This is a genomic window from Gallibacterium trehalosifermentans (genome assembly GCF_042433055.1).
Lineage (GTDB): Bacteria > Pseudomonadota > Gammaproteobacteria > Enterobacterales > Pasteurellaceae > Gallibacterium > Gallibacterium trehalosifermentans.
Map to the genome: position 1 here is coordinate 1 of NZ_JBHLWB010000008.1, position 23,077 is coordinate 23,077.

Consider the following 23,077-nt stretch of genomic DNA (forward strand, 5'->3'; position numbering starts at 1 on the left):
GTGAGAGTAGGACACTGCCAGGTTTTTGAATTAGAGAGAGCCTCCGTAGCGATACGGAGGTTTTTTGTTTTTGGAAAATTGAGATGTTGCAATCGCTTCGTGCAACTCGTGCAATGCGGGACGATTTGTTAGTGCCGCATTAATCACGTCTAACACTTTGCCGTCGCTATCAGTGTAAAAATAAGGTGAGATGTAGCGGTATTCTTTGCCTTTAATTTGCGCAGCCGCTTTTTCTGTCCACTCGACATCGGCAAACAAACCCTCGCCCGAGAGATATTCCGCATGAGCAATCCAACCTGCTGCGGGATTCCCTTGCCCATTTTGCGCAATAAATAACGTTTGGTGTTCATAATCAATCATCATCTTGACCGTGGATTGATTAATCTTGTCCGCTAACGCATAACCGTTTGTATCATCTACATACCAGCCCCCTTTTCCCTCTGGACGTCCATCAGACGGATAAAACCGCCCAAACGGAAATAATTGGATACGTCCGTTAGGCTGTTTAATCTCGCTACAAGCAATGGCGGTTAATTTCATGAATAAATCCTCTTACTGTTGAGGATTACAGGATAATGCAGAGAAAAAAAATGCTCGTGCTGCATGATTTCAGCACTTAATTTTTTTCTGAAATTTAAAACTTGGGTGGAATAAGCAGTGAGGGTATTTTTAAATCTTTTTAAATCGCTTTTAAAACGTTTTAAAAATTTTCAAATGATAAATTGCACCTAAAAAAGAAAAAACGCCAATATGGGCGTTTTATTGGGCATTAAATTAATTTTTGAAAATAGTCCTGAATATCCTGAATCATTTCGTTTTTATCGTCCTCCGTTAACAGCATAAATGGGCGAGCTGGAATGGTTACTTGTTTTTTCTGTACCCATTTATCGCCCACTTTAAATTTAAGGTATGGCGCACGTTTTGCAGTAATCGTACCACCAAAATGATGTAATGCCGCATAGGGGAGATTCGTGCCGACCATCGCATAATCGTTTCCCCATGCTTGTTGAATACTGTTACGCAACTCCCCGCTATCAATTAACGGTTTACCTTGTCTTGCTTTTAGCCCTAACCACTTTGGACGTCCGCCTGCGGCAAAATTACGATCTACGGCGGTTTGCATCGTTCCTGCAAGCTGTTGCATAAGGGGCGCTTTATTCACAATAGCGTTTTCTAATTGTGAGAATTGGTTGATTAATTGTTCTGCATCATTGACTTTTATTTTAATCATAGTAATATCCTTTCTAACCACTAGAAAAGCGATGAATCTTCCGATCGCAGCCTGTCTAGGGTGGATAAACATCCTGCCTAGATGAACGAGAGCGTGTGCAGGTGAAGGGAGCCCTGCCTAGTGGCTTTTCTTATCTTAATTCGTGCGTCTAAATGATTGCACAAAAATTTCATTCGCTAACACTTTTATTACTACTAAATAGCGCTTCCCATTAATGACTTTATATAACTCAAAATGATTGGCTTTTTTTCCAATTTTAGTTTCTGTTGGTGCATTTAAAATATCGGGTAATTTCTGATATTCATCACTAGTAAAATTCTGATCTTCACGGCTTTGAAATTGTTTCATCAATGTGTCATCAGACAACCAGACTGTCGCCACATTGCTATTGATTGCGTTTTTTGTATTTTGATTGAGTACACCCGCTACAAATTTATACTCAAGCCTTAAATGATTACGAACACGCTTTAAGTCATTTTCTGACAGCTTACCACTTAATCCCAAAGCCTTTTTCCCTGCTATAAACTCACGCTCAAATTTTGCAAAATCCAGCTTAAAACTCTCACTACTCATTTCGCGCTTGGCAAATTGATGCGCAAGCTGTTCAGGATAACGATCTAAATTAGGTTTATACACACTACGCCCCGCATGATAATCAAAACCTTTGTCAAGCAGCGTAATGAAAAATATAAACCAATCGTTCTTATTAAATGCTATTTAAGTACCAATAACAGCTTGTGAAATTTGCTTAATTAAGTTTTTATAAATTGTACTTCCATCGGTTGAGTTAACTTTTATCTCAATAATTGTAGTGCTTTTTCTTAAATAAGCATTTTTTAGGGTAGAGGTTAAGTCTGCCCATGTATATGGGCGAGAATAATTTAAGTCAAATGTTGCAGCAATTTGTGAAAATTCAAGATTATGTGGTAAACGATAATATTGATCTTTTACTTCATTATCGACAGGCAACATATCAAAAATTGCTCCACCATTATTATTAATCACAAAAATAATCGTTGGGAATTTTACTTTTCTTAGTAAAGCCAAAGAATTCAAATCATAAAGTGCAGAAAGATCGCCTAAGAAAGCAACTATCGGGGATTCACTTGCGATGGCAACACCTGCTGCAGTCGCAAACAACCCATCAATGCCACTTGCACCTCGGTTGGTATACACTGGATAGTTGTTAGGAAGCTTACAAAGCGCATCTACTAAGCGGACAAATAGGCTATTGCCTAAAAAGAGTACGCCGTTACTTGGTAGTAATCTTTCAATATGATGTGCTAATGATGCTTCATTGAGGTTACTGCCAACCTGTTGTTCGATGAAATTTGCACAAAATTGGGATAAAGCTAAAGGCTCCAGTAACCAAGGTTTTTGGCGAAGTGGAGGGTGTGCACGTAACCAGTGATGTATTTTAGCGTGGAAACGAGTTTGTTTATGATGATAAGGATCTAAGCGACGTTGGGAGTGATCAACCAACCAATATTCTCCTTGAAAGGATTGGAGAAACTGATTGATACGTTTACTGATAATGCCACTACCTAATTGAATCACAATATCAGCTTGTAATAGTTGGTTAAATACGGTTTGATTAGCCAGCCAAATATCTGCGTAAGGTAGTGTTGCTTCAACACCAGATTGTATATCTGTGAGTAAGACCCACCCCATGGTATTTGCCCAAGTGGTAATACCCATTGTTTGTTCAAGTGGTAAACGACCTACAACAAGGACGCCTCGCTTGGCTCGCCAAAAATCCCATTTTTCATGAATTAACACTTCAGTTTGATTTTCTGGGTGGTTTTGCCAAGGCTTTGAACCATTTAACCAAACTTTAATTGGTTGTAACCAACTATGGTTGTCAATTTGTTCGGTTTCTGCCTGATATAAAGGTTCTGCAAACGGCACATTGATATGTATGACACCTGGTGTTAGTTTTTGCTGATAACAGGCTTGTTCTAAGGTTGAAACTAACCAATTAGCACTGTAATCTTGGCTTGGTTTCGGTAAATTGATTTGTGCTACTGGGTAATGTGCAAACATTCCTTGTTGTGGAATAGCTTGGTTTGCACCGCAATCAATTAATTCTAATGGTCGATCCGCACTTAAAATAATTAAATTTGTTTGAGTTTGATAGGCTTCAATAATAGCGGGATAGAGATTTGCCACCGCAGTGCCAGAGGTTACGATAATCGCCACAGGTTTTTGTTGCACTTTTGCTAAGCCTAATGCAAAAAAGCCTAAGCCTCTTTCATCAAAATGTGTATGGCAGGTAACTAGACTCTCATCTTGTAACCGAGCAGCTTCAAGCGTTAGTGGGGTAGAGCGTGATCCTGGTGCAATACAAATATGTTGTACACCATAGTTTACTAATGTTTTTAAAATAACTTTAGACCAACAGCGGTTAAATGTACTGACTGACATTGCTTTCTCCTCGATCTAAGTGAGTGTTAAATAAGGATAATAATCCTGACATTTTTTTGCTAATTTCTTGCCATTCTTCGCTGGCAACAGACTCTTTGACAATACCAGCACCTGCAAATAAGTGTAATTTATCATGATTGAGTTGTGCAGAGCGAAGACCAACACATAATTCGGAAAATTTTTGTGAAATAATGCCTATTGCACCTGCATACCAATCTCGCTCAAATGGTTCATAACGTTTGATAAAATCTAATGCCGTTTGTTTAGGATAACCTGCAATCGCCGCGGTAGGGTGAAGGGTTAATAATGGTTCCCAGTAGCGGTATTGTGATGACAATACGGTATGAATCGGGCGACATAAATGTTGTACTTTTCTTAGAATGCGTAATTGTACATCTTCAATTTTGATATGTTGGCAAAATGGCGACATTTTTTGTTGGATATCCTCGGCAACAAACTGATTTTCTTCTAAATTTTTATGATCGTTTAATAACCAATTTTGATACTGTAATTGTTGCTGTTTTGTATCACCAATAGGCGCCGTACCAGCTAATGCTTCACTATATATATGGTCATCTGTTCGTTGGTATAAGCATTCTGGACTTGAGCCTAAAAATGCAGATTGTTGAGTTTCGGCAAAGAGAAAGTGATAGCAATGTTGATTGACGACAGCACTTGAGGCGAGAAAATCAAAAGCATTTAACTGGTTATCTAAATCGAAAGTGATTTTTTGTGCTAATACAACTTTATCAAACTGCTTTTGTTGGATAGCGAGTAAGGCTTGTTGGATCAACGATTGCCATTCTGCTTGATTGCTACTTTGTTGAATGAGTGTTGGGGTAATATGCTGAATGGAGTGGATAGCTTGTGTTTGCTCAAAAGTTGCCCAATATTGTGCTAATTGTTGTTTTTGCGTTGCCCAATTTAGATGATCGATAAATAGTTTTATTGTGAGTTGTTGCTTACGATACTCCAAATAAAATTGCGGTAATAAAAAATGTAATTCTCCAGCAAATTTAACCCCACCAATAAAATTGAAATTTGGATATTGTTGTTTTAGCTCAGTGAGTTGCTGAAAATCTTTGATTTGTAATAGTGAGCCAAGTGCTACAACTTCATATTGTTGATGACGTTGCTGAAAATAAAATTGTGGGAATAAGGTTTGTGCTTTTAACCAAGCGATAAAATCAACCTTTGGTGTAGTGAGAGTAAGGTGAATCATACCAAATGGTTGAGAAGATGGTTGATAAATAGCGATCTGCTCAGTTAATAATGTTTTGAGTTGTTGTAATACATTCATTGCCAATTAAGGAGTTCTATTTATCCAAATAATAACAAAGGGAGTAATTCTACCGTAATTTCAAATAAACTTCTTGAAAATCTTTCTAAGCCGAAAAAATTAGCGTAAAGTAACCTCTTATTGTTAATCAGTAATTTGCTAGGGTGATGCAGATGGATTATTTTCCCAAATCAAATAAATTAGAACATGTTTGTTACGATATTCGTGGTCCAGTACATAAAGAAGCCTGCCGATTAGAAGAGGAAGGGCATAAAATTTTAAAATTAAATATTGGAAATCCTGCTCCATTTGGCTTTGAAGCGCCAGATGAAATTCTTGTTGATGTGATTAGGAATTTACCAACGGCACAAGGCTATTGTGATTCAAAAGGTTTGTATTCGGCACGTAAAGCGATAGTGCAATATTACCAATCAAAAGGGCTATTAAATGTAGGCGTCAATGATGTTTACATTGGTAATGGTGTGTCTGAATTGATCACAATGTCAATGCAGGCATTATTGAATGATGGTGATGAGGTTTTGGTACCAATGCCTGATTATCCTTTATGGACGGCGGCAGTTACTTTGTCGGGAGGTAAAGCTGTGCATTATCTCTGTGATGAAGAACAGAATTGGTTTCCTGATATTGAAGATATTAAGCAAAAAGTCTCTAGTCGTACAAAAGCGATTGTGATTATTAATCCAAACAATCCGACTGGTGCGGTTTATAGTAGAGAATTATTATTAGAAGTAGCAGAAATTGCTCGTCAAAATAAATTGATTATCTTTGCAGATGAGATTTATGACAAAATTTTATACGACGGAGCCGTTCATCACCATATTGCTGCATTAGCACCTGATCTATTAACAGTTACATTAAATGGATTATCAAAAGCGTATCGAGTGGCTGGATTCCGCCAAGGCTGGATGGTTTTGAATGGACCGAAAAAAGCAGCTGCGGGTTATATTGAAGGGTTAGATATGCTCGCTTCGATGCGTTTATGTGCCACTGTGCCAATGCAACATGCCATTCAGACGGCATTAGGTGGTTATCAAAGTATCAATGAATTTATTCTTCCTGGCGGGCGGTTATTAGAACAACGCAACAAGGCGTATGAATTAATTACGCAAATTCCAGGCATTAGTTGTGTTAAACCACAAGGGGCAATGTATATGTTCCCGAAAATTGATACAGAAATGTATAATATTTATGACGATGAAAAATTTGTTTTTGACCTATTAACACAAGAAAAAGTACTATTAGTGCATGGGCGAGGCTTTAACTGGCATAAACCAGACCATTTCCGTATTGTTACATTGCCTTATGTACATCAGATTGAAGAAGCTATGCAAAAATTAGCAAGATTTCTTAGTCATTATCACCAATAATATTTTTTTCTGTTAGATTTAAAAAATCTCTCTTAGCAAGTGGCAAGGGAGATTTTTTTGTTACTTGTTATGATGTTATTCTCTTTAGTAGTTTGTTTTATAAATTTATTTTTACATCAAAAATAATAAAACAACTTTTCAAAAAAATTAAAGCAATCTATTATTTGTTTAATGGCAAGATTCACAAATTACGCTGATGAATAGAATAATAAATGATGCGATATTAAAGGAGTACCTAATAATGCAAAATAAAATTGCAGTTCTTGGTGAATGTATGGTTGAACTTTGGAGTGATAACGATTGTTATCGACAAGGTTTTGCTGGTGATACATTGAATACAGCGATTTATCTTTCACGTTTGTTAGGTAATTCTGCTCAAGTAGCATATATTACGGGAATAGGGAAAGATGATTTAAGCCAAGCAATGTTAGCGTATTGGGCTGCAGAAAATATCGATACTTCTTCAGCGGTAACTGTACCAGATAAGCAACCTGGGTTATATATGATAAAAACCGATGAGAATGGAGAACGTCGTTTTTTATATTGGCGTAATGATTCGGCTGCACGCTATTGGTTAGCTCCGTTATCAGTAGAGGAAATAACGGTTCTTTTAGATAAATATAATTACCTTTATTTGAGTGGGATCAGTTTGGCAATTTTACCTACAAATGATCGTGAAAAATTGCTTACTGCGATTGAGAAAGCGAAAGTGAAGGTCATTTTTGATAATAATTATCGCCCTGCTTTATGGGAAAATATCGAGTCGACAAAGTCTGTATATCGTAGGATTTTATCCATTGCGGAGATTGCTTTTTTGACATTTGAAGATGATCAAGCGTTATATGGGTTTACCGATTATCAACAATCGGTTGATTTTTCACTTGGATTGGGTGTGAAAGAAGTTGTTGTGAAACGCGGTAAAGAACCTTGTATTGTGGTAACACCAACAGATCGTTATGAAATTGCCGCAACAAAAGTAGAAAAGGTAATTGATACGACAGCTGCGGGTGATTCGTTTAGTGCAGGTTATTTAGCAAAAAGATTGCAAGGTGGCACGATGGTGGAATCTGCTCAAGCAGGGCATAAACTTGCTGGTACCGTAATTCAACACAAAGGCGCAATTATTCCCAAAAAGGTAATGCCACTAATTTAAACGGATTATTTTGCTGGGTAACCAAAAACTCAATATTTAAGTAGGTGTTTCCCAGCCTGTTGTAATTGGTTGATGGAAGAGAGGAACAATCCGTACTGTTACACAGTAATTACTGTGATTCCTTTGTTTCTGATAGTATTGATAATATCAGGTGGTGCTTCTTTTCCTGTTACTAAAACATCAATATTTGTTAATTCAGTAAATAACATACCAACAGCATTACCTAATTTAGAACTATCAACTAAAGTAACCAATCTTGCACTTCTGGATAAAAGACGTTGTTCAGAATTAGCAATTAGCATATCTGTTTTGTATAAACCATCTATTGTTAACCCTTTTCCACTGGTAAATATGGTATTAGCGGCAAAAGTTTCATCATTACTATTGAGCGAAACTGTAATAGCTTGACCTTTATTATATTGTCCTCCCATAATGACCACTTGTTCATGATTATGTTCAATTAAATAATTGGCCAGCGGTAAATAATTCGTGATAATTTGCACATTTCTGCCACAGAGTGCGATACCTAGCATCATCATTGTTGAGCCACAAGTTAAAATAACGCTTTCTCCATCTTTGCATAAAGCGGCCGCGGCTGTGGCAATTCGCTGTTTTTCCCCAGAACTGAGTGGCTCTGTAAGTAACGGTTTCGTTATGCTCTGGTTGGTAATTAATTCAGCACCATTTCTGATTTTTCTTAATTTACCTAATTGATCTAATTTTTTTATATCTCTGCGAATAGTGGCGGGAGAAACACCTAAATAATCGATTAATTCTGGTGTAGAAGCGATTTTTTTTTGTGCTAAAAGGGTTAATATCTTTTGGTGGCGAATTTGCTCATTCATTTCTGAGTATTCCTTAAACTGATTGTTTTTAAGTTCAGGTGATCTGTTTTATTTATTTTATCAAAATGAATGAGCAAAATACCGCACTTTCTGATCAGAAAAGTGCGGATATTTTCAAATTAGAGAATCGATTTGAAAGGAACATTTGGTTCTTGTTCAAAACAATCATCAAAGCCACGTGGGTGATGATATTCAACTAAATCTTTGTCTCGAGGATAGACATATTTGCCACCAACTTCCCAAATAAATGGGTGGAATTGATATTGCAAGCGATCTTTGCGCATACGATAGAGCGCCAAAATTTCATCGGTACTTGCTGTAAAGTTTGTCCAAATATCATGGTGGACAGGGATAACAACTTTAGCTCGTAAACACTCAGCCATTCTAAGAATATCAATAGAGGTCATTTTATCTGCAATGCCAATAGGATTTTCACCATAACTACCTAATGCAACATCAATATCATAATCTTTACCATGTTTTGCATAGTAGATGGAGTAGTGAGAATCACCTGAATGGTAAATATTACCACCTGGTGTTTTAATCAGATAGTTTACCGCTTTTAAGCCCATCTCTTCATCGCTAGGGCAGATGCCATGTAACTCGCCGCCATTTTCTTCTGCACCTCGTGCAGGCAAAGTAACTAAACAAGTACGGTCAAAAGAATCTAAAGCGATCAATTCAATATCTTTGATTTTTACACTGTCGCCAGGTTTCACGACAACGCAGCGGTCAGCTGGAACACCCCATTTCAGCCACATATCTACACAATATTGTGGACCGATAAATTTTACATGATCTAAATTAGGATTTTGTATCACTGCGGCAGCAACATTAACATCAATATGATCATTATGATAATGAGTGGCAATAATTGCATCGACCTCATTAATGCCAAAGGGATCTAATACACATACGGCATTACGTAGATTTGGTTGTAATTTGCGTACACCAGCCATATTCGCCATTTGATGGCCTCTCACCATATCTTTAACTTTTTTTGTTGCTTTGCCACGACCACACCATAAATCAATACATAGATTTGCATTAGCTGGCGTTTTCACCCATAACCCCACACAACCTAACCACCACATTGCCACATTATTTGGTGATACTACTTCTTGCTCAATTTCTTCATTTAACCAAGTTCCCCACTCAGGGAATGTTGATAGGATCCAGCTTTCACGGGTAATTTCTTGAACTTTACTCATTTTATGCTCCTATGATCTTTAAATAGATAATTAAAAGTGTTCAAAAATAATCATATTTAATCAAAGGAAGATAATCAAATGTTTTTTTATTTTTTTATGATCTGTTTCTATTTTTAGTGTAAATACAAAGTATTAATCTGTTTTTATTGGTTTGTTATTTTTTATTTTTGTTTTTCTTTAAAGATAGGAAGATAAAAAAATTGTGATTTTGTTCACAAATGATCAAATATAATCTTTTTTAATCTTTATTAATGGTTATTATAAATATGGATTATTCAAGTTGAATACGATCATGAAAAGGAAAACTTGCCGCTTTCAAGATGAGGCTAATGAAATGATTGGAAGTTGGTGATTCCTTTATCTTCTAATTATATAGGGGGTTCTTTTATGGAAATACTCACAGATATTTTGCTCTTTCTAAAAGATCAGGTGTTGAATAAAGCACCATTCTTACTTGGTATTGTGGCTTGTTTAGGTTATGTATTACTGAAGAAAGATACAACAACGATTATTAAAGGAACGATTAAAACGATCGTGGGTTTTATGATTGTTCAGGCAGGATCGGGTTTTCTCGTTTCTAATTTTAAACCTGTTATTGAGGGCTTATCTAAATTCCATAAATTAACTGGTGCAGTGATAGATCCTTATACCAGTATGCAGGCAACAATTCAGACGATGGCTGATAATTATGCGTGGGTAGGCTATGCGGTAATTGGTGCACTCTTTTTGAACATTCTGTTGGTGGTGTTTAGAAAATTTACAGGGATTCGCACCATTATGCTCACAGGACATATTATGTTCCAACAGGCGGGACTGGTTGCTGTGTTCTATATGATTATTGGGGCATCAATGTGGGAAACGGTCATTTATACGTCGGTATTAATGGCACTATATTGGGGAATTTCATCTAATATTATGTATAAACCAACCCAAGCGGTAACAGGTGGTGCAGGGTTCTCTATCGGACACCAACAACAAATTGCTTCGTGGGTTGCTGTGAAGTTAGCACCAAAACTTGGTGATAAAACGGACTCTGTTGACAATATGAATTTACCGAAATGGTTACATATTTTCCATGATAGCATTTCAGCAACCGCATTAGTGATGACAGTGTTCTTCGGCATTATATTGTTGTCATTTGGTTTAGACAATTTACAAACCATGGCAGGCAAAACCCACTGGTCAATGTACATTTTAGAAATGGGCTTGAAATTTGCGGTGGCAATTCAAATTATTGTAACTGGGGTACGAATGTTTGTTGCTGAATTATCAGAAGCGTTTAAAGGGATTTCCGAACGTTTAATTCCAAACTCTGTACTTGCGATTGACTGTGCAGCAATTTATGCATTCTCACCAAATGCGATGGTGTTTGGTTTTATGTGGGGTGCGATAGGTCAATTTGTGGCGGTTGGAATGCTGCTAGGTTTGAACTCGCCAATTCTTATTATTCCTGGATTTATCCCAATGTTTTTCTCTAATGCCACGATTGGGGTGTTTGCTAACCAATTTGGTGGGTGGAAAGCGGTGATGAAAATCTGTTTTGTAATGGGAATTATTGAGGTGCTGGGATCGGCATGGGTCATTCATTTATTGGCAACGCAAGGCACAATATTTAATGGGTGGATGGGTATGGCTGATTGGGCATTATTCTTCCCTGTTATCTTGCAAGGTATTGTTAGTGTCCCAGGATTTTTCTTTGTGATTGTTGCACTTAGCCTTGTTTATATGTTGTTTGCAGCGAAAAAATTACGAGCAGAAGAGGCAGAAGCGGCAGCAAAAGGTTTAACCTTAGAGCAGTTAGATGGTTACGGCTTAGATGAGGTTGTGAGTCAACAGCAAACAGAAAGTGCAGATACTGAGTTGACACCAGCAGGCACAAAAGCCATTCGTATTTTAGCGGTATGTGGTTCTGGGCAAGGTTCATCAATGATGATGAAAATGAAAATTAAAGGTTATTTGGATAAGCGAGGCATTAATAATGTTATGGATTCTTGTGCGGTAACGGATTATAAGGGCAAACTGAGTGAAGTAGATATTATTGTCTGTTCTCAGCACCTTGCTGATGAAATTCAAGCAGGGGAAGGGAAGTCCGTTCTTGGGGTCAAAAATATGCTAAATCCAAACTCTTTTGGTGATGAATTAATCGCACTCATCAAACAGCACGTTAAATAATTAAAACGATTGATATAGTTTAACTATATCAATCGCCAGCGAGCAAAAAGGGATAAATATGAATTTAAAACAATCACTTATTGAAAACCAATCTATCCGTTTGCAACAATCAGCAAAAACATGGCAAGAAGCAATAAAACTTGCTATTGATCCACTTATTGAATCTGGTGCAGTAGAGCCACGTTATTACGACAGGATTATCCAATGTATTGAAGAAATGGGACCATATATTATTTTAGCACCAGGTTTAGCGATGCCACATGCTCGTCCAGAAGACGGGGTATTACGCACTGCTTTCTCATTAGTAACTTTGACGGAACCCGTTAAGTTTTCAGATGAAGATGAGCCTATTGATGTACTTTTTGCTTTAGCAGGGAGTGATTCAGATAAACATATGGCTGGCTTAATGGAGATTACGCAAGTATTAGATGATCCTGATAGTGATACTGGTGTAGATCTAGAAAAGATTCGTCGATGTAAGACTCATGCAGAAGTGTATGCGGTGATTGATGCTGCACTAAATGAATAATTCTATTATTTAAATAAAAGGGTATATATTATGAATAAACCATTACTCCAAATTGCGCTTGATTCACTTACTTTAGAAAAAGCTGTAGCAGATGCAAAACAAACAGAGTCCCTTGTTGATATTATTGAAGTAGGGACAATTTTAGCTTGTGCTGAAGGAATGAAAGCGGTTTCTGTTTTGCGGGCATTACACCCAAATCATATTATTGTTTGTGATTTGAAGACAACTGATGGCGGCGCTATTTTAGCAAAGATGGCTTTTGAGGCAGGAGCTGACTGGTTAACTGTATCGGCAGCAGCACATCCTGCAACAAAAGCGGCTTGTAAAAAAGTTGCTGATGAATTTAATCAGACACACCCAGAGCTGAAAGTAAAAAAAGAGATCCAAATTGAAATTTATGGAAATTGGACCTTAGAAGATGCTAAACAGTGGGTAGCGTTAGGTATAGAACAAGCTATTTATCACCGTTCAAGAGATGCAGAACTTGCAGGAAATGGCTGGACTGAAGATGATATTGAAAACATGAAAGCGCTAGAAGCATTAGGGTTAAAATTATCTATTACAGGAGGTATTATTCCTGAAGATATTTATCTCTTTGCTGAAATTAAGCAAGCAAAAGCCTTTATTGCAGGAAGGGCATTAGTGGGGGAAAAAGGACAAGAAACCGCAGAAAAAATAAAAGCAAATATTGATAAATACTGGCAAAGTTAGAGACTTGATTCTTGCGCAAGTGAAAAGAAAATGGAAGATACCAGCTTTTGGTAAAGCTGGTATCTTTATTGTATTTGTTGGTTAGCGTAAAGTTTATATTAATAAAATGAGAGATAAAAATTCTTCTTTGATGGAAGATTCATTACATTGCAAAAGAAGAAAAAATCATTTTTTTCACGATCTATTTTGATGATCAGGCTTGAGAAATCAAGATAAAGTGAGTATAATCCACGACCTTTAATATAGTTAGTAGCGGGTCGGGTTTCATACCTGACGAGGTAGCTAACAAATCTAAGCCAATTAGAATGTTGGTAATCCGAACCGTAGAGCTTAAGCTTTAGTTAATTATTGGAGAATTACAAATGTCCAGAGTCTGTCAAGTAACAGGCAAACGCCCGGCAGTTGGTAATAACCGTTCACACGCAATGAACGCAACTCGTCGTCGTTTTTTACCAAACCTTCACACTCACCGTTTCTGGGTTGAAAGTGAAAACCGTTTCGTAACTTTACGCTTAACAGCGAAAGGTATGCGTATTATTGATAAAAAAGGCATCGATGCAGTTTTAGCTGATCTTCGTGCTAAAGGCGAAAAAATCTAAGGAGCTGAAAAATGGCAGCAAAAGGTGCTCGCGAGAAAATTAAACTTGTTTCTACTGCAGAAACAGGTCATTTCTATACTACGACTAAAAATAAACGTAACATGCCAGAAAAAATGGAAATCAAAAAATATGATCCAGTTGTTCGTAAGCATGTTATTTATAAAGAAGCTAAAATTAAATAATCGCTTTTTTATAAAATAACTTTTTAAAATTAACTGCACCCAACGGTATTTACTGATGGGTGCAGTTTTTTATCTATTAAAGAACGAAGAAATTAATATCTTGAATTGAGTTAGAGAGTGAACGGTAGTATTCTGCGATAAAACAGTCATAATCAAGGAATAATGATGAGGCAAGTTGAACGACCATTATCAGGTTTTCTATTGGCATTAACGACAGCGATTTGTTGGGGATCACTGCCGCTTGCTTTACAACGAGTATTAACCGTTTTGGATAGTTATACTATTGTCTGGCTACGCTTTTTAATCGCAATGCTAGGATTAGCAATTATTTTAGTCATAACAGGTAAGCTACCAAATTTCAAAATTGCATTTAATCGGCGATTTCGTTGGATAACTTTAATTGGCTGCATGGGGTTAGCGGTTAATTTTATTCTGTTCAATACATCATTAGAGTATATTAATCCGTCTGTGTCGCAAGTATTGGGGCAGGTTTCGCCCTTTTTTATGATGTTGGCTGGGGTCATAATTTTTAAAGAAAAACTTAGATGGAATCAAAAATTAGGTGCAGTTTTATTATTTATCGGCTTATTGACTTTTTTTAATGCACGCTTGGTAGAGTTATTCACCAGTCTTACCACATATACAAAAGGTGTCCTACTTTGTGTTTCTGCGGCAATTATTTGGGTATCGTATGCCGTTGCACAAAAATTATTATTACGCCGTTTTAATTCACAACAGATTCTCTTTATTTTTTATATTTGTGCAGCATTGATTTTTACTCCATTTAGCCGTCCAGCAAGTTTATCTGGTTTAAATTGGGTAACAGGATTATGTTTACTTTATTGTTGTTTAAATACATTGGTCGCGTATGGTGCGTATGCCGAAGCATTAAATCGTTGGGAAGTGGCAAAAGTGAGCTCGGTTATTACGTTGACACCATTATTTACGATTTTATTTGTGGAAATTTTCCATCGCGCTTTTCCAGAGAGTGTCGCTGCATCTAATTTGAATTTTTTGGCATATGTTGGCGCATTTATTGTGGTATTAGGTGCATTGTGTTCAGCGGTAGGGCATAAATTAATTAAAACACGTCGGTTTGACGTCATAGGAGATAAATAAAGATGAAATTTATTGATGAAGCATTAATTAGAGTAGAGGCAGGTGATGGCGGAAATGGCTGCGTCAGTTTCCGCCGTGAAAAATATATTCCAAAGGGTGGTCCAGATGGCGGTGATGGCGGTGATGGTGGTGATGTTTATTTAATTGCTGATGAAAATCTGAATACGCTTGTGGATTACCGCTTTGAAAAACGCTTTGCTGCTGGACGAGGTGAAAATGGTAGAAGTTCAAATTGTACTGGACATCGAGGTAATGATATTACGTTAAGAGTACCCGTAGGAACGCGAGCAGTCGATAATGATACTCAAGAAGTGATTGGTGATTTAACGGAACATAATATGAAATTACTGGTGGCAAAAGGAGGCTACCACGGTTTAGGGAATACACGCTTCAAATCTTCGGTAAATCGAGCGCCACGGCAAAAAACAAATGGTACATCAGGTGAAAAACGTGATTTACAACTGGAATTAATGTTGCTTGCTGATGTGGGAATGTTGGGTTTACCTAATGCAGGAAAATCAACCTTTATTCGCGCTGTTTCTGCAGCAAAACCGAAAGTTGCTGATTATCCATTTACCACATTAGTACCAAGTCTTGGTGTGGTGAAAGTTGATGCTAATCGTAGTTTTGTGGTGGCGGATATTCCTGGGTTAATTGAGGGCGCATCTGAAGGTGCGGGGTTAGGAACTCGCTTCTTAAAGCATTTAGAACGTTGTCGAGTTTTAATTCACTTAGTGGATCTATTGCCGATTGATGAGAGTGATCCTGCAGACAACATTGCTATTATTGAAACAGAATTATTCCAATATAGTGAAAAATTAGCAGAAAAGCCGCGCTGGCTGGTATTTAATAAGATTGATACGATGAGTGATGAAGAGGCTCAACAACGTGCAGCAGAAATTGTCGAACGTATTGGCTGGGACGGAGATTATTATCTTATTTCTGCGGCAACGGGGCGGAATGTATCTGATCTCGTGCGAGATGTGATGGACTTTATTGAAGCAAACCCACGTGAAAAAGTGGTTATACCAGAAAATGAAGAAGTGAAATTCAAATGGGAAGATTATCACCAGCAACAGTTGTCAGAAGCAGAATTTGATGACGATGATGACGATTGGGATAATTGGTCAGAAGAAGATGAGGAAGGGGTTGAGATTATTTATAAACCTTAACGGGTTTAAACAAATTTAAGCAAATATATGGCGGATTTAATCCGCCATTTTTGTTGTCTGTAATGCGACGTTCAATTTCCCTTGAGCTTGTTGTAATAACTGTTCTGCCTCAGTGCGTGGTAAATGACCTAAAATCATCATAATTGCTAATTTAGCTTGATTATCGGCTAGTTGTAGATAATGGGTGGCGGTTTGTTGATCGCATTCTGTTGCTTGCATCACAATTTTGACTGCACGATGGCGAAGTTTTTCATTCGTTGCTTGTACATCAACCATAAGATTTTGATAGCATTTTCCCATTTGTACCAAACTGGCAGTCGAGAGCATATTTAGTACCATTTTTTGTGCACTCCCCGCTTTTAAACGTGATGAACCTGTTAAAACTTCCGCACCAACAACTGGGGTAATGGCAATATCAGCAAGCTTTGCCATTTCTGAATTTGGGTTACAACTAATCGCGACAGTAGTTGCACCGAGTTGTTTTGCATAGGCAAGCCCACCTAAGACATATGGCGTTCTGCCACTGACAGCTAAGCCTACGACCACATCTTTAGCAGAGAGTGCGAGTTGCTGTAAATCAAATTGTCCTGCTTGTGTATTATCTTCGGCATTTTCAACTGCTTGGCGAATAGCTTTATCACCACCTGCAATAATACCAATCACTTGATTTTGGCTAACGCCGAATGTGGGTGGACATTCAGACGCATCTAATACCCCCAGCCGTCCGCTCGTCCCTGCACCTTGATAGATTAAGCGTCCACCTTGTTGAAAAGCCGCAACAATGCAGTCAATGGCTTGTGCGATAAAGGGAAGTTGGCTTTTGATTGCGATTGCCACCTGTTGATCTTCTTGATTCATCAGTTCAACAATTTCAAGAGAAGAGAGTTGATCTAATTGTGATGAATTTGGATTGCGTTGTTCAGAAGTGAGTTGATCTAATGTTTGAGAGAGTGAAGACATTGGTTAATCCTAATGGTTAAAATGTATCCGCTAAATGAATAGCCCCTAAGACTGCAGCACGAGAAGCCCCTGTTACTTCAGGAACATTTCCTGACTGATGTTGTATGGTTCGGTAGGCTAACCATGCAAAAGCAGCTGCTTCGACAAAATCACTATCAATACCTTTGTCGTTTGTTGTGCAGACTTGCCATTGTGGTAGTAATGCTTGTAACCGTTGCATGATGAGAGGATTTCTTGCCCCACCGCCACAAACTAATAATTGAGCGGGTACATGAGTTTCGGGAATAGGAAGTTGTTGCACAATGGATTGTACGGTTAATTCAAGTAATGTTGCTTGTACATCAACGGCGGGTATATCTGGGAAGAGTGATAATTGCTGCTGCAACCAAGAGAGATTAAATAATTCTCTTCCTGTGCTTTTCGGTGGAAGTTGTTGGAAATAGTGTTCACGTAAACAGTGATCTAATAAGGTTTGGTGTACCGTTCCTTGACTTGCCCAGATACCGTTTTCATCAAAGTGTTTACCTTGATGAAGTTGAATCCAATTATCTAATAACGTATTACCTGGTCCAGTATCATAACCCGTTACCGAATCATTAGGTGGTAGAAGAGTAATATTGCTCATGCCACCAATATTTAACACAACGGTGAAGCAAGCGGAATTAGTAAAAATTGCTTGATGAAAGGCGGGGACTAAAGGTGCACCTTGTCCACCATACGCCATATCTTTGCGACGGAAATCAGTAATGGTTGTTATGCCTGTTTTTGCCGCAAGTAGATTGCCATCAACTAATTGCATCGTAAAAGGAAACGCACATTGTGGCGCGTGCCAAACCGTTTGTCCGTGGCAGCCAATAGCAGTAATTTGTTGTGAGGATAAGTTAGCTTGACTGAGTAATTTATTTACTTCCTCGATATAACATAACGATAAGCGATGTTCGATTTCACCTAACTGTTGTAGGGTGGTGTTCCCTTGCATTAACTGGGTGAGATCTTGACGTAATGATTCTGGCATGGGTGAAAATTGACTGGCAAGCATTTGTGGTTGGGCAGCAGAAAAATCAACTAGTGCAATATCAATACCATCTAAACTTGTACCTGACATAATGCCGATATAAAGAGAGGACATAAAGCAGCCTTTATTAAAGTATGTTATAAGGCAAGTATTATAAACAATAATGGAAGCAGGAAAATAAGAAATGTTGAAATAAAAGAATTGGTGGGCGATACCGGTCTCGAACCAGTGACCCCCTCCTTGTAAGGGAGGTGCTCTCCCAACTGAGCTAATCGCCCGAATAGCATATATTCGTGGTTATTAACAATAGTGGTGGGCGATACCGGTCTCGAACCAGTGACCCCCTCCTTGTAAGGGAGGTGCTCTCCCAACTGAGCTAATCGCCCACATTGTTAATATTGGGTGATGTCATAAGTGGTGGGCGATACCGGTCTCGAACCAGTGACCCCCTCCTTGTAAGGGAGGTGCTCTCCCAACTGAGCTAATCGCCCTTATGACAAACAAAATATGGTGGGCGATACCGGTCTCGAACCAGTGACCCCCTCCTTGTAAGGGAGGTGCTCTCCCAACTGAGCTAATCGCCCACATTTTGTGTTCGACGCATTATAATTATAATTTGTGAGCAGTCAATCGCTTTTTATGGCTTTGGCTTTAATTGTTGTAAAAGTAAGCATAAATTTGAACTTTTTATTAAGAAATAAACTAACTCGTAGTAGAATAACGCGGTTTTTTGACAATAAAGATGATTGATAGGCACAGCTAATGGAAATTAAAAGTTTATTTAATTTAGATCCAAATGTGAAAGTTCGTACTCGCTTTGCTCCAAGCCCAACAGGGTATTTACATGTAGGCGGAGCAAGAACCGCACTTTATTCGTGGTTATACGCAAAACATAACCAAGGTGAGTTTGTATTACGTATTGAAGATACTGATTTAGAACGTTCTACCCAAGAAGCAACAGAGGCTATTTTGGATAGTATGGCGTGGTTAGGTTTATCTTGGGAACATGGTCCTTATTATCAAACCAAACGTTTTGATCGTTATAATGAAGTGATTGATCAAATGCTTGAACAAGGATTAGCGTACCGTTGTTACTGTAGTAAAGAACGTTTAGAAGCGCTAAGAGAAGAACAAGAAAAAAATAAAGAAAAACCGCGTTATGACCGCCATTGTTTACATGATCATAGTCATGATCCAAGTGAGCCTCATGTGGTTCGTTTCAAAAACCCAATGGAAGGTTCAGTGATTTTTGATGATGCCGTGCGTGGTAAGATTGAAATTAGCAATAGTGAGTTAGACGATCTCATTATTCGCCGTACAGATGGTTCTCCAACGTATAACTTTTGTGTTGTTGTCGATGACTGGGATATGGGAATTACGCATGTAATTCGTGGTGAAGACCATATCAATAATACCCCTAGACAAATCAATATTTTAAAAGCGTTAAATGCACCAATTCCACAATATGCACACGTATCAATGATTCTTGGTGATGATGGACAAAAATTATCAAAACGCCACGGTGCAGTGAGTGTGATGCAGTATCGTGATGAAGGATTCCTACCAGAAGCATTATTGAATTATTTAGTGCGTCTAGGGTGGGGACATGGTGATCAAGAAGTCTTTTCTGTTGATGAGATGGTGGAATATTTTGATATACATCAAGTGAGTCGTTCCGCCAGTGCATTTAATACCGATAAACTATTATGGTTGAACCACAATTACATTCGTGAATTACCAGCCGAACAAGTGGCTAGTTATTTAGCGTGGCATATGCAAGATCAGCAAATCAATACCGAAAATGGTCCAGCACTAACTGAAATTGTGCGAGCGCTAGGTGAACGTTGCAAAACATTAAAAGAAATGGCAGCAGCAAGCCGTTATTTCTATGAAGATTTTGCTGAATTTGAGGAAGCTGCGGCGAAAAAACATCTGAAATCGGCTGCGATTGCTCCATTAACAGAAGTTTTATCTCAATTAGAACAACTAGAAAATTGGCAGGCACATGACTTACACCAAGTTATTGAACAAACAGCAACGAAATTAGACATTGGCATGGGTAAAGTGGGAATGCCACTACGTGTTGCGGTTACAGGTGCAGGTCAATCGCCATCACTAGACATTACCATGGAGTTGATCGGGAGAGTACGTTGTTTAGCGCGTATTCAACAAGCTATTGAGTTCATGAAAAATAAAGCAGAGGCTGTATAATCTGTTTGCTTTTTAGTCAAAAAGGGAGTGTTTATCCCTTTTTGGCTAAATTACATTGACATCAAGGAAGACGCCAATTAATATTAGCACCGTTCATTTCAGTGGGGATATAGCTCAGTTGGGAGAGCGTTTGAATGGCATTCAAAAGGTCGTCGGTTCGATCCCGATTATCTCCACCAATCTCACTAATTATCTATCTATTACAAAATTACTCATCAATACTTCACAATATTTTTATCTATTGGGCTAAATCATCATAAATCGTTATAACGCAAGATTTTAGTAACTTGCACAGATATTCAGCAAAATGATTAAGATAAGTTAATTAGCAAGAATGATTGATGAAATGAGATTCACTCTCTATACTATTGAAGAAATACGCACGCGAAAGTTGTTTATTCAGCGTGCGTTTATTTTTCTCATCAATGTTCTTATAGATATAGATTGTTATGACAAAACAAAAAATTGTATTAGCCACAGGAAATCAAGGTAAAGTCAATGAAATGGCAAATGTGCTGGCAGATTTTGGTTTTGAAGTCATCGCACAGACTGAGCTTGGGATAGAAAGTCCAGAAGAAACAGGATTAACCTTTGTGGAGAATGCGTTGCTGAAAGCTCGTCATGCGGCAAAATTGAGTGGTTTACCAGCGATTGCAGATGATTCTGGGTTAGCTGTGGATAGTCTTCATGGTGCACCTGGTTTATATTCGGCGCGCTATGCAGGAGAAAAGGCAACGGATAGCGAAAATAGAGCAAAATTGTTAGCAGAATTACAGAATGTATCCATAGAAAAACGTACAGCAAAGTTTGTTAGTTGTATTGTGTTATTACGCTCAGAAAATGATCCTGTGCCAATTATTGCAGAAGGGGAATGTAGAGGGATAATTACCGAACAGGAAATCGGTGAGAATGGATTTGGCTACGATTCACTTTTCTTTTATCCAGAAAAACAGTTAACTTTTGCACAATTAACCAAAGCTGAAAAACAACAAGTATCTCATCGGGCGCAAGCATTGAAGATATTGCAACAAAAATTAAGATGATTGTTTTACCACCTTTAAGTCTTTATATTCATATTCCTTGGTGTGTGCAGAAATGTCCATACTGTGATTTTAATTCTCATGCCCAGAAAGGCGAAATTCCTGAACAAGCCTATTTACAACATCTGTTGGCGGATTTAGATCAACAGTTATCTTATGTACAAGGACGAGAATTACATTCCATTTTTATTGGTGGTGGTACACCGAGTTTATTTAGTGCAGAGAGTATCGCCTATTTATTACAGCAAATCGCCTTACGCATTCCTTATCGTGAGCAGATTGAAATTACCTTAGAAGCTAATCCAGGGACAGCCGAAGCACAGCGTTTTTTAGGCTATCGGCAAGCAGGCGTAACGCGTCTTTCAATGGGCGTGCAGAGTTTTCATAATCCTCAATTACAATTATTAGGGCGGATCCATAATAGCGATGAAGCGAAACGTGCGGTGATGTTTGCACAACAAGCAGGATTTGAGCGATTTAATTTAGATTTAATGCACGGATTACCTAATCAAACGTTAGACAATGCGTTATCTGATTTACAACAAGCGATAGAACTCAACCCTCCACATCTTTCTTGGTATCAACTGACGATTGAGCCAAATACATTATTTGCGAGTAAACCACCAAAACTACCAGATGATGATTTGTTATGGGAAATTTTTGCCGCAGGGCATAAAAAATTGACGGCAGCTGGTTATCAACAATATGAAACCTCTGCTTATGCAAAGGCAGGGTTTCAGTGTGAACATAATTTAAATTATTGGCGGTTTGGGGATTATTTAGCGATTGGTTGTGGCGCACATGGTAAGGTAACTTTCCCTGAAGGAAACATTTTACGTTATTCACAAACTAAACACCCACAAGGTTATTTGCAAGGGAACTATCGTTATCAACAGTATGAAATAGCAGAGAAAGATCGTCCATTTGAATTTTTTATGAATCGTTTCCGTTTATTAGAGCCTGTAGCAAAACAGGATTTTATGCAATTTACAGGGTTATCTTTAATGACGATTGAAAAGCAAATAGACGCAGCCCAAAAACAAGATTATATTGTAGAGCATCGGGAATATTGGCAAATTACAGAACATGGCAAATTATTCTTAAATGATTTGCTGACACTTTTTTTATCTGAAGAATAGAAAGGATATAGGCATGGATCAATTAACAATGAAAAAAATGGCAGCGAATGCAGCACTGCAATATGTACAAGCCGACTCGATTGTTGGCGTAGGGAGTGGTTCGACAGTGAATTGTTTTATTGAAGCATTAGGGACGATAAAGCATAAAATTAAAGGGGCGGTTGCTGCATCAAAAAATTCTGAAGCGTTATTACGTCAACAAGGTATTGAAGTGTTTAATGCAAATGAGGTATCTGAGTTAGATATTTATGTCGATGGCGCAGATGAGATAACTCCACATAAAATGATGATTAAAGGTGGTGGCGCAGCGTTGACCAGAGAAAAAATTGTTGCTGCATTAGCGAAAACATTTATCTGTATTGTTGATCGTTCAAAACAAGTTGATGTTTTAGGTTCAACTTTCCCGTTACCAGTAGAAGTTATTCCAATGGCACGTTCTCAAGTGGCGCGCAAGTTAGTTGCATTAGGCGGCTCACCAGAATATCGTGAGGGTGTGGTAACGGATAATGGTAACATTATTTTAGATGTGCATAATTTCAAAATTATTAATCCTGTGGAAATGGAAAAAGAATTAAATAATGTAGCAGGTGTGGTAACCAATGGCATTTTTGCGTTACGTCCAGCAAATATTGTGATTGTTGGTACCCCTGATGGCGTGCAGATTATCGAATAAACTCTCATTTTAATAACAAAGGAA

General features: G+C 38.0%; 22 protein-coding genes and 5 tRNA genes. 14 read left to right on the top strand and 13 right to left on the bottom strand.

What is annotated here, in order from left to right; all coding sequences use genetic code 11:
* Positions 1 to 30 precede the first annotated feature (30 nt).
* From ACFFHK_RS07040 to ACFFHK_RS07060, 5 genes are all read right to left on the bottom strand, one after another.
* Positions 31 to 540 carry a phage protease gene (locus ACFFHK_RS07040; protein ID WP_382370957.1) on the bottom strand — a complete coding sequence of 170 codons (510 nt, stop codon included), beginning with the start codon at positions 538 to 540 and terminating at the stop codon, positions 31 to 33.
* A 229-nt stretch (positions 541 to 769) separates the two neighbouring features.
* Positions 770 to 1,231 (bottom strand): phage virion morphogenesis protein, encoded by a 462-nt coding sequence (locus ACFFHK_RS07045; RefSeq protein WP_382370959.1) that lies wholly within the window; start codon positions 1,229 to 1,231, stop codon positions 770 to 772.
* Positions 1,232 to 1,366: 135 nt separating this feature from the next.
* Positions 1,367 to 1,867 carry a PBECR3 domain-containing polyvalent protein gene (locus ACFFHK_RS07050; RefSeq protein ID WP_382370960.1) on the bottom strand — a complete coding sequence of 167 codons (501 nt, stop codon included), beginning with the start codon at positions 1,865 to 1,867 and terminating at the stop codon, positions 1,367 to 1,369.
* An 81-nt stretch (positions 1,868 to 1,948) separates the two neighbouring features.
* Positions 1,949 to 3,655, bottom strand: coding sequence for a 2-succinyl-5-enolpyruvyl-6-hydroxy-3-cyclohexene-1-carboxylic-acid synthase (gene menD / locus ACFFHK_RS07055; protein ID WP_382370962.1), 1,707 nt, complete (start codon positions 3,653 to 3,655; stop codon positions 1,949 to 1,951).
* Complete coding sequence (locus ACFFHK_RS07060; protein ID WP_382371190.1) at positions 3,636 to 4,955, bottom strand: isochorismate synthase; 1,320 nt, start codon at positions 4,953 to 4,955, stop codon at positions 3,636 to 3,638. Before ACFFHK_RS07060 ends, menD begins: the two co-directional genes overlap by 20 nt.
* 152 nt (positions 4,956 to 5,107) lie before the next feature.
* On the opposite strand from ACFFHK_RS07060, the gene ACFFHK_RS07065 reads away from it, so the two are divergent.
* Positions 5,108 to 6,322 carry a pyridoxal phosphate-dependent aminotransferase gene (locus ACFFHK_RS07065; protein WP_382370964.1) on the top strand — a complete coding sequence of 405 codons (1,215 nt, stop codon included), beginning with the start codon at positions 5,108 to 5,110 and terminating at the stop codon, positions 6,320 to 6,322.
* 241 nt (positions 6,323 to 6,563) lie between these two features.
* On the top strand, positions 6,564 to 7,475 hold the full coding sequence (gene kdgK / locus ACFFHK_RS07070; RefSeq protein WP_382370966.1) for a 2-dehydro-3-deoxygluconokinase: 912 nt from the start codon (positions 6,564 to 6,566) through the stop codon (positions 7,473 to 7,475).
* 98 nt (positions 7,476 to 7,573) lie between these two features.
* On the opposite strand, the gene ulaR is transcribed toward kdgK, so the two are convergent.
* Both ulaR and ulaG read right to left on the bottom strand, forming a co-directional pair.
* Positions 7,574 to 8,320 (bottom strand): HTH-type transcriptional regulator UlaR, encoded by a 747-nt coding sequence (gene ulaR / locus ACFFHK_RS07075; RefSeq protein WP_382370968.1) that lies wholly within the window; start codon positions 8,318 to 8,320, stop codon positions 7,574 to 7,576.
* A gap of 119 nt (positions 8,321 to 8,439) precedes the next feature.
* Positions 8,440 to 9,531: an L-ascorbate 6-phosphate lactonase gene (ulaG, locus tag ACFFHK_RS07080; RefSeq protein ID WP_382370970.1), complete on the bottom strand. Its 1,092-nt coding sequence runs from the start codon at positions 9,529 to 9,531 to the stop codon at positions 8,440 to 8,442.
* Between the two features lie 387 nt (positions 9,532 to 9,918).
* Between ulaG and ACFFHK_RS07085 the strand changes: the two genes are divergently transcribed.
* The 7 genes from ACFFHK_RS07085 to cgtA all read left to right on the top strand — a co-directional run bounded on the left by ACFFHK_RS07085 (position 9,919) and on the right by cgtA (position 16,015).
* Positions 9,919 to 11,703, top strand: a complete 1,785-nt coding sequence (locus ACFFHK_RS07085; RefSeq protein WP_382370972.1) for a PTS ascorbate-specific subunit IIBC — start codon at positions 9,919 to 9,921, stop codon at positions 11,701 to 11,703.
* A 58-nt stretch (positions 11,704 to 11,761) separates the two neighbouring features.
* A complete protein-coding gene (locus tag ACFFHK_RS07090; RefSeq protein ID WP_382370974.1) occupies positions 11,762 to 12,232 on the top strand; it encodes a PTS sugar transporter subunit IIA in 471 nt (156 codons plus the stop codon).
* 30 nt (positions 12,233 to 12,262) lie between these two features.
* Positions 12,263 to 12,943 carry a 3-keto-L-gulonate-6-phosphate decarboxylase UlaD gene (locus ACFFHK_RS07095; RefSeq protein ID WP_382370976.1) on the top strand — a complete coding sequence of 227 codons (681 nt, stop codon included), beginning with the start codon at positions 12,263 to 12,265 and terminating at the stop codon, positions 12,941 to 12,943.
* A gap of 362 nt (positions 12,944 to 13,305) precedes the next feature.
* Positions 13,306 to 13,542: a 50S ribosomal protein L28 gene (gene rpmB, locus ACFFHK_RS07100; protein ID WP_013746215.1), complete on the top strand. Its 237-nt coding sequence runs from the start codon at positions 13,306 to 13,308 to the stop codon at positions 13,540 to 13,542.
* 11 nt (positions 13,543 to 13,553) lie between these two features.
* On the top strand, positions 13,554 to 13,724 hold the full coding sequence (rpmG, locus tag ACFFHK_RS07105) for a 50S ribosomal protein L33 (protein ID WP_065234024.1): 171 nt from the start codon (positions 13,554 to 13,556) through the stop codon (positions 13,722 to 13,724).
* A gap of 162 nt (positions 13,725 to 13,886) precedes the next feature.
* Positions 13,887 to 14,843: a DMT family transporter gene (locus tag ACFFHK_RS07110; protein WP_382370978.1), complete on the top strand. Its 957-nt coding sequence runs from the start codon at positions 13,887 to 13,889 to the stop codon at positions 14,841 to 14,843.
* A 2-nt stretch (positions 14,844 to 14,845) separates the two neighbouring features.
* Positions 14,846 to 16,015, top strand: a complete 1,170-nt coding sequence (gene cgtA, locus ACFFHK_RS07115) for an Obg family GTPase CgtA (RefSeq protein ID WP_382370980.1) — start codon at positions 14,846 to 14,848, stop codon at positions 16,013 to 16,015.
* Between the two features lie 36 nt (positions 16,016 to 16,051).
* Here the strand turns inward: cgtA and murQ are convergent, their stop codons facing one another.
* From murQ to ACFFHK_RS07145, 6 genes are all read right to left on the bottom strand, one after another.
* Positions 16,052 to 16,975, bottom strand: a complete 924-nt coding sequence (murQ, locus tag ACFFHK_RS07120) for an N-acetylmuramic acid 6-phosphate etherase (protein ID WP_382370982.1) — start codon at positions 16,973 to 16,975, stop codon at positions 16,052 to 16,054.
* A 16-nt stretch (positions 16,976 to 16,991) separates the two neighbouring features.
* Positions 16,992 to 18,104 (bottom strand): anhydro-N-acetylmuramic acid kinase, encoded by a 1,113-nt coding sequence (locus ACFFHK_RS07125; RefSeq protein WP_382370984.1) that lies wholly within the window; start codon positions 18,102 to 18,104, stop codon positions 16,992 to 16,994.
* Between the two features lie 88 nt (positions 18,105 to 18,192).
* Positions 18,193 to 18,268, bottom strand: a tRNA-Val gene (locus ACFFHK_RS07130).
* Positions 18,269 to 18,300: 32 nt separating this feature from the next.
* Positions 18,301 to 18,376: transfer RNA gene (locus tag ACFFHK_RS07135), tRNA-Val, on the bottom strand.
* A gap of 29 nt (positions 18,377 to 18,405) precedes the next feature.
* Positions 18,406 to 18,481 (bottom strand) — tRNA-Val (locus ACFFHK_RS07140).
* A 17-nt stretch (positions 18,482 to 18,498) separates the two neighbouring features.
* Positions 18,499 to 18,574 (bottom strand) — tRNA-Val (locus ACFFHK_RS07145).
* Between the two features lie 178 nt (positions 18,575 to 18,752).
* On the opposite strand from ACFFHK_RS07145, the gene gltX reads away from it, so the two are divergent.
* From gltX to rpiA, 5 genes are all read left to right on the top strand, one after another.
* A complete protein-coding gene (gene gltX, locus ACFFHK_RS07150; RefSeq protein ID WP_382370986.1) occupies positions 18,753 to 20,201 on the top strand; it encodes a glutamate--tRNA ligase in 1,449 nt (482 codons plus the stop codon).
* Between the two features lie 103 nt (positions 20,202 to 20,304).
* Positions 20,305 to 20,380, top strand: a tRNA-Ala gene (locus ACFFHK_RS07155).
* 270 nt (positions 20,381 to 20,650) lie between these two features.
* Entirely contained in the window at positions 20,651 to 21,244 is a 594-nt protein-coding gene (locus ACFFHK_RS07160; RefSeq protein WP_382370988.1) for an XTP/dITP diphosphatase, read from the top strand.
* A complete protein-coding gene (hemW, locus tag ACFFHK_RS07165) occupies positions 21,241 to 22,380 on the top strand; it encodes a radical SAM family heme chaperone HemW (protein WP_382370990.1) in 1,140 nt (379 codons plus the stop codon). Before ACFFHK_RS07160 ends, hemW begins: the two co-directional genes overlap by 4 nt.
* A 13-nt stretch (positions 22,381 to 22,393) precedes the next feature.
* Positions 22,394 to 23,053, top strand: a complete 660-nt coding sequence (rpiA, locus tag ACFFHK_RS07170; RefSeq protein ID WP_382370992.1) for a ribose-5-phosphate isomerase RpiA — start codon at positions 22,394 to 22,396, stop codon at positions 23,051 to 23,053.
* Positions 23,054 to 23,077 lie beyond the last annotated feature (24 nt).